Origin of the sequence: Archangium lipolyticum (assembly GCF_024623785.1) — a bacterium.
Classification (GTDB): Bacteria; Myxococcota; Myxococcia; order Myxococcales; family Myxococcaceae; genus Archangium; species Archangium lipolyticum.
This window is the reverse complement of the sequence record NZ_JANKBZ010000012.1, coordinates 166,948-179,237: the sequence shown is the minus strand read 5'-3', so window position 1 is coordinate 179,237 and position 12,290 is coordinate 166,948. Positions and strand designations below refer to the sequence as shown.

Genomic DNA, 12,290 nt, shown 5'->3' with positions numbered 1-12,290 from the left:
AAGGTTGTCCTTGTGGACAGAGGCGACGGTCGCGACGATAACGGCATGAGTTCGCACCCTGCCGCCCGCCGACCCCGCACCGTTGCAATGCTCGCCTACCCCGGCATGGAGCTGCTCGACGCCGTCGGTCCGCTGGAGGCCTTTGCCAATGCCGAGGCGCTCGGCGGCGTCGGCTACCGCGTGCAGGTTGTCGCCGAGCAGCCGGGCCTCGTGCGCGCTTCCTCCGGGCTGGCGCTGGAGGCTGCCCGCGGCTTGCAGGACTGCGGCCGCGTCGACACCTTGCTGGTGGCCGGCGGCGCGGGTGCCACAGCGGCTGCCCAGCGACCGGCGCTGACGGGATGGCTGCGCGCCATGGCCTCCCGGGTGCGCCGCATCGGGTCGATCTGCAGCGGCGCGCTGCTGCTGGCCGAGGCCGGCCTGCTCGACGGCCGACGTGCGGCGACGCACTGGAACTGGACCGCCCGACTGGCCGAGCGCCGCCCGGCGGTGCAGGTGGAAGCCGATGCACTGTTCGTCGAGGACCGCGGCGTCTGGACCTCGGCCGGCGTTACCGCCGGCATCGACCTCGCGCTCGCGATGATCGAGCAGGACCACGGCCGCGCGCTCGCCTTGCGCACCGCGCAGGAGCTCGTGATGTTCCTCAAGCGGCCCGGCGGGCAGTCGCAGTTCAGTGCCGAGCTGCAGCTGCAGGCCACGCGAGACGCCGGGATGCAGGCGCTGCAGGCCTGGGTGCTGGCGCATCTCGACGAGGACCTGCCGGTCGAGCTGTTGGCCGGGCGCGTGCACATGAGCCCGCGGCATTTCGCCCGGGTGTTTACGCGCGAGACCGGCATGACCCCCGGCGAGTTCATCGAGCAAGCCCGCCTGCAGCGCGCGCAGCGCGAGCTGGAACACCGCGGCGCCTCGATCGAGACGGTGGCCGCGCGCTGCGGGTTCAAGAGCGGCGACGTGATGCGCCGCGTGTTCCTGCGCCGGCTCGGCGTGTCGCCGGGCGACTGGCGCGACCGGTTTTCCACCAGCGCGGGGCCGGCCCTGCACCCCCATTCTTCCGGAGCTTCTTCATGACTTCCACCGACGCCACTCTGGCCGGCCTCGTCAAGGCCGGCCGCAGCCTGCAGGTAGGCATCTTGCTGTTCCCCGAGGTCGAGGTGCTCGACTTCGCCGGGCCCTTCGAGGTGTTTTCGGTCGCCGCGCGCATGGCGCGCCGGCGCCGGCCCGAGGCGCCACTGGCGTTCGAGGTCGCCACCGTGGCGGCCACGCGCGCGCCGGTCACCGCACGCCATGGACTGCAGGTGGTGCCGTGCCACGGCTTTGCCGATGCCCCGCGTTTCGACGTCTTGATCGTGCCGGGCGGCATCGTGACGCAGCCGCTGAACGACCCGGCCACCTTGAACTGGGTCGCACGCGCCGCCGGCCAGGCCGTGCTCACCGCCTCGGTCTGCACCGGCGCCTTCATCCTCGCGCAGCTGGGGCTGCTGGTGGAGCGCACGGTGACGACCCACTGGGAGGACATCGAGGATTTGCGCGCCAGGCACCCCGGCCTGCGGGTGGTCGACTCGGTGCCCTTCGTCGACGAAGGCGCGCTGCTGACCTCGGCCGGGATTTCGGCCGGCATCGTGATGAGCCTGCACATCGTCGGGCGCATCCTCGGCGTGGACCTGGCGCGCACGACGGCGCGGCAGATGCAATACGACTGGGCGCCACAGCCGGCACTTGGCTGAAGCGGCGCCTTGGCCACCGCGCTCAGCTTGGGGGTCACGCCGCGGGGCCGAGGACCACCGGCAGCGACTGGAGGCCGCGGAAGCCCACGTTGTCCACCCACTCCGGCAAGGCCCCTGGCGCCACCTGCATTCGTGGGAAGCGGCGCAGCAGCGCGGCGAAGCTCTCCTGTGCCTCCACTCGTGCCAGCGCCGCGCCCACGCAGTAGTGCGGGCCCATGCCGAAGCCCTGGTGACGCAGCTCCTTGCGCCGCACGTCCAGCCGGTCCGGCTCCGGGAACTGCGCCGGATCCCGGTTCGCCGCCGCGATCATCAGCATCACCCGGTCCCCCTTCCGGAAGGTGTGGCCTCCGAACTCCAGGTCCACCGCCGCCACGCGGTTCGTGAACTGCACCGGCGAGTCGTAGCGCAGCAGCTCCTCCACCGCGTCCGGCAGCAGCTCCGGCGCGCCCCGCAGCAGCTCCCACTGGTCCGGGTGGCGCAGCAGCGCCAGCAGTCCGTTGCCAATCAGGTTCGTGGTCGTCTCATGCCCAGCGAAGAGCACCAGGGTGCAGGTGGACAGCACTTCCTGTTCGCTCAGCAGGTTGCCCTGCTCCTCCGCCTGCACCAGCGCGCTCAGCAGGTCATTTCCCGGCTGGGTGCGCCGCCGGGCGAGGAGCGGCCGGAAGTAGTCCTCGAATTCGAGGATGGCCGCCAACGCTCCCTCCACCTCCGCCTGCGTCGGACGGCCCGTGCCGATGAGGCTCGCCAGCTTGTCCGACCACTGCTTGAGCCGGTACCGGTCCTCCCGCGGCAGCCCCAACATCTCGCCAATGACGATGACGGGCAGCGGGTTGGCCAGCTCGGAGATGACCTCCATCCGCTCCTTGCCGCTCGCCGCGTCCAGCAGCTCCTCCACCAGCGCCTGGATACGAGGACGCAGCGCCTCCACCATGCGCGGCGTGAAGGCCTTGTTGATGAGCGAGCGCAGGCGCGTGTGCGAGGGCGCATCATGGAAGAGCAGCCAGGAGGCCATGTTGCGGCCCATCGGCTCCAGCTTCCGGACGACCTCCTCGGGCATTCCCTTGGAGAACATGCCCGTGCGGACCGAGGACAGGCGCATGTCGCGGAAGCCCGCATTCACATCCGCGTAGCGCGTCACCACCCAGGCCCCCCACGGCTCGCTGAAGTGCACGGGCGCCTCCCGCAGCAGCCGGGCGTAGAAGGGATAGGGGTTCTGCCTCCGCTCGGGGCTCAGCAGCCCATAGGGGTCGGCAACTTCCATCGGCATGCCCATCATGGCTCCCTCGTGCAAGTATTCACCGGCGCCTCTGGATGAAGCGGCGGACCTGCTGCTGGGCGAAGCGCCCTTGCACTCCTTCTACCTCTTCGCTCCCCTTCAGGGCGAACGGCCGCTTCGGGTCGTCGCTTCGATGGCGCCCTTCATGTGCCGCATGCAGGCCTCCACCTCCTGGGTGCGATTCGTCCAATCGTCCTCGCATTCGCCGAGATAGGCGGCGCGCGCCAGTTCGAGCGCCGGCCTATGCGCCGGCGGCAGCCGTTCCAGCGCCCATGTCGCGGCGACGTCTTTGGGGAAGATCGCTCCCGTCGTGCGTGTCACCCAGATGCGCGCGAGTGCGAGCAGGACGTTGCGCTCGTCTCCTTTCCAGGTGTCTTCGCTCGTCCACTGCGCGGTCGTTTCGGCGAGGGCGCGGTTCAAATCGGCCAGGGGAATCGGGTCGAAGAGCTCAGTCGCGGGCGGTCCGAACAGCGCGACGCTGTGCTGTCTCAGCATGGCGAGCAGGATCGCGAGATCCGGATCGAAGGTCGGCGGCGGAATCCGCTTCGCCACGAGCTCATCGCGCAACCACTCGCCGAACTGGAGATCGCGCCGCGCCGGATACCGCCACGGTTTGACGTCAGTGATGACGACCGCGGTCACTTCGAGCGGCCGGGCCCGGTCGCCTCGCTTTGGATCGCCCGAGAGCACCAACAGCTGTTCGACCAGCCGTACACGCCGGTCGTCGGCGATGGGCTGTTTGACCGCGAGCAGGATGTCGATATCGCTTTTCGGCCGCAGTCCGCCGTTCACGGCCGAGCCGAAGAGATACATGCCGAGGATGTCGTCCCCGAGCAGCCGGGTGATCATGTTTTCGACTCGAGGATCCATGGCGGATTCTCCAGGGCGTGAGGCTGCCCGCGAGCAGTTCTTCATCCTTCAGCAGCATCCGGTGTCGCCGTCACCGAGAGTGTTTCGGGCTCCATGTCCTCCGGGTAGAGCACCAGTTTGCCTCCCTCACCGGGTTGGAGCTTCAGCGCGGTGGGCAGTAGCACCTCCTGCCCGGGGTAGAGCGTCGGAGGCTCGGAGGGCCACGTGCCGCTCTCCTGGCGCTGCTGCTTCACCAGGGCCAGTGCGAGCAGGAGGTCGAGTTGCGCCCGCTGGTTGTCCACGCGCGTGGCGAACTTCTCGTAGCCGTCGTTGTTCTCATAGAGGAACGGGTTCCAGGAGGACGTGATGGTGCTGGCCAGTGCGGCGAGCCGGGGAGCCCGCTGGTCCCTGGGAAGGTCCATCAGGGGCAGGGCCTGTCCAATGTACTCATGCACGAGGGGCCAGGACTGCAGCAGCAACTCCCGTGCGAGGATGCCCGTGGCGTCCGGATTCTGGGCGGACGCGTGGAAGGCCAGGGCCCTGGCTCCGGCCGGAAGCGCGTCGAGCTGCTCCTGATCGAACATCGCGCCAGCCTGGTAGAGGGGCATGTAGACGCGCTCATCCCGGAGGGCGGTGGAGAGTGGGGCCATGCCCGCGCGAATGCGACGCAGTGCCAACCGGGCCTGCTGCCGACGGGTGGGGGAGGCCTGATCGAGCGCCTCGGCGCAAGGGAAGAACAGGGTTTTGTGACCGGTGGCGGAGACCATCGCCCCGATGAGTGCATTGCCGTAGGACAGGTCCCGTGCGAGTGCGAGCCCGTCGAGACAGGTCTCCAGGGCCGCATCGGCCTCTCCTCGCGCCGTCTGGGAGCGCGTCTCGAGCGCGGCGAGCTTGAGGATGTGCAGGAACGGCAACAAGAGCGTGCGCTGGGAAGGGTGCCGGGGGTCATCGAGGATTCGCAGCCCCTCGGGCAACCCGCCGACCTCGGTACGGGAGGCCCTCAGCGCACGCTGCATCAGCGGCCGGCCCCTGTCGAGGGCCTCGCGGCACTCCCGGGGTAGCTCCGAGACGGGTCGCACGCCGTTGCGGACGTCCGCGCAGACCGCGTCCACCTCCTGCGAGGGGGTGGGCTCGGCATCACGGAGCGTGATGAGCTCCGGCACCAGCGGCCCGAGTGCCTCGGCGAGTGTCCCGGGGACGGGCGTGTCCAGATGGGAGGGGCGCACCACGCGTTGCGCGGCGGCGGTGCGCTCGCGGGTTTCCGCGACCACCACGTCCGCGGCCTCGCGGGCCCGTTGCCTCAGACGCCAGTGCGCGCCGAAGGCCAGCAGCAGCATCAGCAACAGACTGCCCGCCACGATGATGATGAGGGTGGGGAGCCTGCTCGTCGCGCCTGGCGTCGTCATGCCCGGCATTGTGCGGAGATGGCACGCCGGGCCACAAGGGCGAGCCAGGACGAAACACACATCGCAAGGGAGGCGGAGTGGCATCGCTCACGCGCGAGGCACGCGAGCGATGCCGGGTCCACGGCTACCAGCGGCAGTAGCACCGGCCCGACTGGCAGGCGCCGCTGCCCGGACCGTCACAGCGAGCGTCACACTGGGAGTCCCGGACACACTCCACCGCGCCCTGCTGCGTGGCCGGCTCCTGCCGCGCTCCCGCGCTGAAGCCCATGCCCAACCCCACCACGAGTGCAGCGATTGCCCAGAATCCCTTGGCCTGCTTCGTCATGTTGTCGCTCCTATGGGAATTGGTCCGGTCATTCCGGACAGAGCGGACTATACCGTGTCCGCCCCGAAATGCACAGCCAATCCCTTCACAATCCGAGACGGCGATGCGGCCGCTCAGACTCTGAGAACCTTGGGGACAGCTTCACGAAACACGGCCAGGGGAGTGCTTGCTGGAGTTGGAACGGCTGTGTTCTTTTGGCTGCCTGAGCAAGGAGAGCAAGCGCCATGTTGATACTCCCCGGTGGTCGCGTCATCCGCGTGCCAAGCGCCACGATTCCGTTCGAGCTCTTCGGGATGAAGATCTCCGTCACCACCACGGGCGGCGGCGCGAAGGTCAGCGTCAAGCTCGATGACGTCGGCAAGTACATCGCCCGAGAGTATCTCGGCCGGATCTTCCCAACCTCATCGTTGACCGAGCTGATCAATTCCTATCTGGATATCAAGTTCAAATGCAACGCCTCGCTCAGCTACAACTTCAAGAAGCCAAAGCGGGAGGGTGTGAGCGGTGTGGTGGCCAATGTCGTGAACAACGGCCTGGGAGAGCTCCAGGACGCGCTGTGGGGAGACTACACGGGAGCCCAGCTGGAGATCTGGAACACGAAGGATGACTTGACCGGCGGTGTACGTCCGTGGCGGCCGACCGATCCGATCCGGACCTGTGCGATGAAGCTCGTTGGTACGCTGAGCATCACGCCCAAGACCGGATGGGTGCCCTTCAACGGCCAGCTCAAGATCCTCTACTCGGCCGTCTACGAAGAGTACATCGACCGCATCGAGATCCACCTCGCCGACATCTCGATCGCGGGCGGTCTCAAGTTCAGCCTCGACACGGGGATTCCGCTCACCCGGCCCACGACGGTACTGGAGGGCGTGGATCCCTTCGCTCTCCAGTACCCCATGGGCGGCACCATGGCCTTGCCCGCTCGCCCTCCACAGAAACGCCGCGGCGAGGACATCAAATCCGCCATTCCGGTGAAGGGCGGCGTCAAGATCAAGCAGCTGTCGCTGAAGGAAGAGCTCAACGCCGCTACGTTCACCTACAACCGTCGAACCGGCGCCTATGGCTTCTCCAGCATCGGTGAGCAGCAGTTCAGGGTCCTGGTGACGCTCGTTCTCATGTTCTTCTTCCACTTCACGTGCTCGTACACGAATCTCTCCAAGGAACGTGAGTGGTAGGGACCTCCGGAAGGCGCCGGAGGCCCTCGCTCAGAAGCTCAGGATGGCGCCCGTCTCGAGGCCCAGCGCGGTGCGATCCGGGTCGAAACGCGCCGCGTCCGCCGCTTGCAGCTGGAAGTGCGACTGGAAGAGGAAACCCTCCAGCACGAAGGCCAGCCGGCGGTTGGGCTTGAGCTCGTAGCCCAGGCGCACCGTGCCGTTGTGCACCATTCCCGGACCGGTGCCCGAGAGGGTCGCGCCTCCGGTGGCGGGGATGTCGTAGCTGGGCACCACCTTCGAGGGCTCGAGCACCTTCTGGTAGCCCGCCATGCCGTAGACGGCGTGCATGCCCGTCAACACCTGGCGGACCGAGACGTAGCCGCCCAGCTCCCGCATGTCCTCACTGGCTCGGCCCTGCGCCAGCGTCAGCAGGCCCAGGTTGGCGGAGTTCTGCCCGTAGTTGAGCTCCACGCGGATGTTGGTGGTGTCGGCGGGCGCGAGCTCGGAGAAGAGCGTGGCGGCGAAGGCGGCGGCGTAGCGCTGGTCCGCGGCCCTGAAGTTGAAGGGAAGCCGCGTGGCGATCGCCGATGCGCCGACCCGGCTCTTGCCGAACTTGTAGGTGCCGCGTACCGCCAGGGTGGGCAGGGCGCCAATCTCGAGGACCGCGTCCTTGGCCGTCACGTTGGGGGCGGGGAAGCCCACCGCCGCTGCCAGCTCGAGGCTCGGCGTGCTGTAGAGGTATTTGAACTGCTGGCGCATGAAGCCGCTGTTGCCCGCCTGGAAGAGCGCGCCCACCAGGTTGATGCCGTGCGGATTGATGGGGGCGTGTAGATCCCAATCCTGCCCCAGGGACACGGTGTGGCCGGGGTGGAAGGTGTAGTCCACGTGCGCCAGACGCAGGCGGGGCAGGCTGGCGACGGTGGGGGTGGCCTTGGTGAAATCCACGAAGTCGATTTCGAGCTGCGCCCTCAGGGGGCCCTTCTCGTTGAGCCAGAACCCCACGCGCGACTGTGCCACCTGGAAGGTGTGGCGGGTCGCGTTCGGGAAGTTGGAGTAGGCGGGGTTGCCCGCGGCGGTGATGGCCGAGGCGTTGGGCTGGTTGAAGGACTCCACCGCGCTGTCGGTGATGATGAAGCGCGGGTTGAGCGTGCCGTAGAACCGGAAGATGTTCTCGTCGTCCCCGGCGGCGGCCGGCGCTGGAGGCGTGGCGGCGGCCGGGGGCGGAGTCGGGGCCGGGGCGGGCTGGTTGGCGGCCGGAGGGGTGGCATCACCGGTGCCCGGGGTCTGGGCCAGTGCGTGGGTGGCCGAGCAGATTCCTCCCGAGACGATCAGTGCGGCAAGTCGAGCATTCTTCATGGCTTCCCTGGGGTTGTTGGGGTCAACGGATGCCTGGAGGCGGCGAACGCAACCTCCGTACCATAGGGTCCCCTCTCTATCCGTCCCAGACTGCCGCACCGCGTCCAGTGTGATTTCGTAACCTCCGTTACCGTCGGTAACACCTGGACGATCCTGGCGTCCCCGCCTACCGGCCCTGTTGTTCGCGGCGCATGAGGATGGTGCTGCTCTCACCGCCCTCGCGCGTGCCGTTGGGGCTCATATAGAGGTAGTCCTGCACCTCCGACTCGGCCACGTCCACCGGCGAGCCCCGGCGCAGGCGGCTCACGTTGAACGGCTCGTTGGCCAGCGTTCCCTTCAGCCGGTCCTTCTCCCACGTGACGACCTCCATCCACATGTACTCGAGGTTGTCGTCATCCGTGCGGAAGCCCGCCTTCACCAGGAGCACCTCGGGCGGATGCAGCCCCTTGGCGATGCGAGGGCGCAGCTCGTTGAGCCGGGCGCGCGCCTTGCGGGCCACCGCCTCCAGCTCGGGGTCTCCCGGGGGCGCGGCGGTGATGTTGTCCGGCTTCTTGCCGAACAGCGCGTCGAGCGCCGCCAGTTGCCGCTCGTGTGCCGAGCCGCTCCCCGGAAAGGTGATCTCCAGCAGCGGGTTCTCCGGGTCTCCATTGTCCCGGCGGCCCTCGATGGCCCACAGCTTCGTGTTGCGCCGCGCCGTCTTCGGATCATCCGCCGTGACCATGCGCTGCACCCGGGCGTCCTTCACGCGCGTCACGTCCACCGTCAGCTCACCGTTCTTCGCGGGCTCCAGCCCCTCGGTGAGCAACTGCGCCACGGCGTTGACGAGCTTCCCCATCTCGGTCGTCATCGAGCCCGGCACCTGCTCCACGACCAGATCCGGCAGGCCCAGCTTCACCATCCCGAGGGTGACCATCCGCTGGGCCCCACCGTCGGCATATACGTGCATCGTGATGTGGGAGGGCAGCGAGGGGACCGCTCCGGTCCAGCCGTCCACCCGCGTCTCCTTCCAGCGCTTGGGCGAGAAGTACTCGCGTGTCTCGGCGTCCCACAGGATGGCCTTCTGCTCGGTGGCGAACTGGTGCGCGAAGCGCATGGCCGCCAGCAGCGACTCGTGGCGCTTCGCGAACGGGATGTGGAAGTTGAGCGCCGTCGCGTGCTTCGCGCCCATCAGCCGCTTGCGATCCTCGGGCTCCACCTTTCCGCCGAAGTAGCGCAGGTGCTCCTCGTTGATCGGATCCAGCTTGTCCCACGGCACCGCCTCGATGACGACCTCGGGCGCCGGCGCGCCGGGCTTCCACGCGCCGCTCAGCTCCCGGTACTTCGCGGCCAGCAGCGCGTTCGCGCTGGCCACCACGTTGCCCTTCGGCTCCGCCGGGTGGAACAGCAGCACCGAGTAGAAGAGCTCCGAGGCGTGCAGCACCTCCTGGGGGAACGGTGTTCCCGGAGCCTTGGGGGACGCGGTGGTGGGGGCCTTGGGGCTCGGCCCGGCCGCGTGCGCCAGGGCAGTCAGGGAGAACAGCAGGACACCGAGCAGACGCGCCACGGGCGCGCGAGGCGGGAACATGAGGGACTCCAGGTGTGGAGGGCGTTTGGCGCCCCCAGTATCCCGGTTCCCGGGTGCGGCTCCAGCTCCAATGCGTCCTTGTTCGCCCGGTCTCCTGGCGGATCTCCCAGGCCCCTCAGAGGAGCTTCATGGCGTGGGCCGAGAAGCTCTCGCTGTTCGTCTGGGAGAGGTAGTCCTTCAGGTCCTTGCGGGCCTGCGCCTCACTGGAATACGCCGAGTCGGGGCCGAGCGTCTTGTTCGGCTGGACGGCCTGGAAGTCCTTCAGCGTGTCGCCCACGAGGGGATGCCAGGTCACGGGCCGATCGGGCGAGAACTTCTCGAGGGTCTGGATCTCCTGGCGATAGAGCACGCTCGTCGGATCATGGGTGCGCATGAAGGCGTGCGCCGGGCCCTCCGGGTTCTGCTTCACGAACTCCTCGGAGAGGTGATTCCACATCGGCGTGACGGCCTTGGGGTCCTTGTAGATCTCCAGCCCCGAGAGGACCCGGCCGGCCGGGGTGCTTTCCAGGGTGGTGTACCCGTTGAGCTGGGCGTGCTTGCTCACATCGTAGCCGCCCGACCAGAGCGCCAGCGGCCCCTGGCCCTCCTCGATGCGCAGGTAGGGGCCCAGCTCGTGGGCGACCTTCTCGTAGTGCGGGTTGGACTTGTCCGGGATGGGTTTGTCCGCGGTCCAGGGGGTGGTCCGGCTCTCCTTGACGTTGGCCCTGATCTCCTCCTGGCGCTTCACGCCATGGAGGATGTCGCCCCAGACCTCCGCGGTCTTCGCCTCGTTCATGCCGAGCGCGGTGAAGGCATTCTGGAATTGCGGCGCATCGGGATGGGAGAGGGGATTCTTCAGGTCGAGCGTCTGGGCCGCGGTGGTGCTGTGCTTGCCTGACGACAACGCGGGGCCCATGGCCTGCCCCACGGGGACTCGCATTTCCGCCAGGGTTCCAGCCAGTTCCGGGCGCTGGGGCCTGTTCGAGCGGACCGGGCCCTCGAAGCCGTCGGTGATTCCCGGAGTCCGCCCGGTGTGTGGCTCGTTCGCGCGCTGGAGGGGGTTGGCCTTCACCGGTGCACCGACCGAGGACTTGTCGTTGATGCTCGTCGGCAGGGGAACATTGACTCGGGGTCGAAATCGGATGGTCATGGGTGCACCGTTTGCCTTGGAGTTGCCTGGGAGTTACCGAGCCTGGAAATCAGACCACGTCGATACCCTGGGAATCCTGGAGCCGAGTCAGCGGGGCGGTGAGCTCCCTCGCAACGGGCAGCTTCTCGGCGGCCATCTTCAGCAGGGGTTGGGCAACCGTGGCGGTGTTCTCACCCACGAGTCCCTTCACGGTCTCGAGGGCCTGGGTCGCGGTGCTGATCGCGTGGGCCACCGAGTTGAGAATGTTCCCGAGGTCCGACTGCTGGAGCGCGGTCGGATCCATCGTCGGGTCCATCATCGGACCAGCGGCCAGCTGCGAGGGCAGACCCGCGGTCGCGTACGGGTCCATCATCGGACCACCGGCAGCGTACGGGTCCATCATCGGACCACCGGCCAGCTCCGGGGGCAGACCCGCGGTAGCGTACGGATCCATCATCGGACCACCGGCCAGCTCCGGGGGCAGAACACCCGCCGCGAACGGGTCCATCATGCCCAGCGCGCCAGGCAACATGCTGGCCGCCTCGAGCCCCGCGCCGGCAAGGCCCATCGCTCCGCTCGCCACTCCGCCGACGACGTCACCCACGGCCGAGAGACCATTGCCGAGGCTTCCGAAGCGGTTCGGTTTGAGGTTGTTCAGCCCATTGCCCGGCGAGAACCCGTCGAGGTTGAAGTCAGGCTTCTTGCCAGGGATGTTGCCGTTGATGTCCGGGCGAGGAGAGAACTTGGGGGTGGTGTCGGGCTTCTTGCCAGGGATGTTGCCGTTGATGTCCGGGCGAGGAGAGAACTTGGGGGTGGTGTCGGGCTTCTTGCCAGGGATGTTGCCGTTGATGTCCGGGCGAGGAGAGGGCTTGGGGGTGATGTCGGGCTTGTTGGTCTTGGGGGCCTTGGGCGAGCTCTTGAAGTCGGGGAGCGTGAACTTGGGGGTTTTTCCGAGACGCATGGTCGTATCTCCTGAGAAAACGGGGCTTGTTGCCGAGAGAGGGGGAGTGCCTTGACGTGAAGGCTTCATTGCAGCGCTCGTGCCAGGGCGGGCAGGCCCGGATTTGAACGTACTTTCGCGGAGTTACGCGGAGGAGATGGCCTCGCGAGCCCCTGGGGGGTGAGCGTCGTCACCAGCGCCCCGGGTGACCCCAGTCACCAGTGGTGACTGCTGTCACCAGGCTCCCCCGCGAAACCTGGCTGGGAGAACGCATTCGCGCTCCCAACCCTGGCAATCCTGACGGCGGAGCCGGAGTGGCATTCTCATCGCCAACCGCCAGCCGCAACGTCATCGCGGACACCCCACCCTCTTCGGACAAGACACCACGATGAGCGGCGTTGCGGCAGCCTTTGGGCAGGCTGCGTGTCGAGGATGAGAGCCATTCCCAGATCGTAAGGATTGGCGAGTGGGAGCATGCGGGCATGCGGTGTGCTCAATCCATCGCATCGCTGTCAGCATTATGCTATGAATGCTGATGCATGAGCCCCCACCAAAGAAGCCCCCCCTCATGAGCTCCACGAAATCGACACC

Annotated in this window: 11 protein-coding genes; 3 read left to right on the top strand and 8 right to left on the bottom strand. The window is 67.8% G+C overall.

Annotated features, from left to right (window positions below; genetic code table 11):
* The first annotated feature begins 45 nt into the window (after positions 1–45).
* Both NR810_RS25535 and NR810_RS25530 read left to right on the top strand, forming a co-directional pair.
* Positions 46–1,065 carry a GlxA family transcriptional regulator gene (locus NR810_RS25535; RefSeq protein WP_257456095.1) on the top strand — a complete coding sequence of 340 codons (1,020 nt, stop codon included), beginning with the start codon at positions 46–48 and terminating at the stop codon, positions 1,063–1,065.
* Complete coding sequence (locus tag NR810_RS25530) at positions 1,062–1,721, top strand: DJ-1/PfpI family protein (RefSeq protein WP_257456090.1); 660 nt, start codon at positions 1,062–1,064, stop codon at positions 1,719–1,721. Before NR810_RS25535 ends, NR810_RS25530 begins: the two co-directional genes overlap by 4 nt.
* 34 nt (positions 1,722–1,755) lie before the next feature.
* On the opposite strand, the gene NR810_RS25525 is transcribed toward NR810_RS25530, so the two are convergent.
* The 4 genes from NR810_RS25525 to NR810_RS25510 all read right to left on the bottom strand — a co-directional run bounded on the left by NR810_RS25525 (position 1,756) and on the right by NR810_RS25510 (position 5,577).
* Positions 1,756–2,988 (bottom strand): cytochrome P450, encoded by a 1,233-nt coding sequence (locus tag NR810_RS25525; RefSeq protein WP_257456087.1) that lies wholly within the window; start codon positions 2,986–2,988, stop codon positions 1,756–1,758.
* A gap of 108 nt (positions 2,989–3,096) precedes the next feature.
* Positions 3,097–3,867: an aminoglycoside adenylyltransferase family protein gene (locus NR810_RS25520; protein ID WP_257456086.1), complete on the bottom strand. Its 771-nt coding sequence runs from the start codon at positions 3,865–3,867 to the stop codon at positions 3,097–3,099.
* A 41-nt stretch (positions 3,868–3,908) separates the two neighbouring features.
* Complete coding sequence (locus NR810_RS25515) at positions 3,909–5,252, bottom strand: hypothetical protein (RefSeq protein ID WP_257456085.1); 1,344 nt, start codon at positions 5,250–5,252, stop codon at positions 3,909–3,911.
* 124 nt (positions 5,253–5,376) lie between these two features.
* Positions 5,377–5,577 carry a hypothetical protein gene (locus tag NR810_RS25510; RefSeq protein WP_257456083.1) on the bottom strand — a complete coding sequence of 67 codons (201 nt, stop codon included), beginning with the start codon at positions 5,575–5,577 and terminating at the stop codon, positions 5,377–5,379.
* 293 nt (positions 5,578–5,870) lie between these two features.
* Here NR810_RS25510 and NR810_RS25505 point away from each other — a divergent pair, with 293 nt between their 5' ends.
* Positions 5,871–6,752 (top strand): hypothetical protein, encoded by an 882-nt coding sequence (locus tag NR810_RS25505; protein ID WP_257456082.1) that lies wholly within the window; start codon positions 5,871–5,873, stop codon positions 6,750–6,752.
* Positions 6,753–6,782: 30 nt separating this feature from the next.
* Here the strand turns inward: NR810_RS25505 and NR810_RS25500 are convergent, their stop codons facing one another.
* The 4 genes from NR810_RS25500 to NR810_RS25485 form a co-directional block, all read right to left on the bottom strand.
* Entirely contained in the window at positions 6,783–8,087 is a 1,305-nt protein-coding gene (locus tag NR810_RS25500; protein WP_257456081.1) for a hypothetical protein, read from the bottom strand.
* 166 nt (positions 8,088–8,253) lie between these two features.
* Positions 8,254–9,651: a DUF2314 domain-containing protein gene (locus tag NR810_RS25495; protein ID WP_257456079.1), complete on the bottom strand. Its 1,398-nt coding sequence runs from the start codon at positions 9,649–9,651 to the stop codon at positions 8,254–8,256.
* A 115-nt stretch (positions 9,652–9,766) separates the two neighbouring features.
* Entirely contained in the window at positions 9,767–10,780 is a 1,014-nt protein-coding gene (locus tag NR810_RS25490; RefSeq protein WP_257456078.1) for a hypothetical protein, read from the bottom strand.
* Between the two features lie 49 nt (positions 10,781–10,829).
* Positions 10,830–11,720, bottom strand: a complete 891-nt coding sequence (locus NR810_RS25485; protein ID WP_257456077.1) for a PspC family transcriptional regulator — start codon at positions 11,718–11,720, stop codon at positions 10,830–10,832.
* Between the last annotated feature and the right edge of the window lie 570 nt (positions 11,721–12,290).

Coding starts and splice junctions, on each gene's coding strand:
- NR810_RS25520 (WP_257456086.1), bottom strand. CDS start 3,867: ATGGATCCTCGAGTCGAAAACATGATCACCCGGCTGCTCGGGGACGAC.
- NR810_RS25535 (WP_257456095.1), top strand. CDS start 46: ATGAGTTCGCACCCTGCCGCCCGCCGACCCCGCACCGTTGCAATGCTC.
- NR810_RS25510 (WP_257456083.1), bottom strand. CDS start 5,577: ATGACGAAGCAGGCCAAGGGATTCTGGGCAATCGCTGCACTCGTGGTG.
- NR810_RS25490 (WP_257456078.1), bottom strand. CDS start 10,780: ATGACCATCCGATTTCGACCCCGAGTCAATGTTCCCCTGCCGACGAGC.
- NR810_RS25530 (WP_257456090.1), top strand. CDS start 1,062: ATGACTTCCACCGACGCCACTCTGGCCGGCCTCGTCAAGGCCGGCCGC.
- NR810_RS25525 (WP_257456087.1), bottom strand. CDS start 2,988: ATGCCGATGGAAGTTGCCGACCCCTATGGGCTGCTGAGCCCCGAGCGG.
- NR810_RS25500 (WP_257456081.1), bottom strand. CDS start 8,087: ATGAAGAATGCTCGACTTGCCGCACTGATCGTCTCGGGAGGAATCTGC.
- NR810_RS25495 (WP_257456079.1), bottom strand. CDS start 9,651: ATGTTCCCGCCTCGCGCGCCCGTGGCGCGTCTGCTCGGTGTCCTGCTG.
- NR810_RS25505 (WP_257456082.1), top strand. CDS start 5,871: ATGAAGATCTCCGTCACCACCACGGGCGGCGGCGCGAAGGTCAGCGTC.
- NR810_RS25515 (WP_257456085.1), bottom strand. CDS start 5,252: ATGACGACGCCAGGCGCGACGAGCAGGCTCCCCACCCTCATCATCATC.
- NR810_RS25485 (WP_257456077.1), bottom strand. CDS start 11,720: ATGCGTCTCGGAAAAACCCCCAAGTTCACGCTCCCCGACTTCAAGAGC.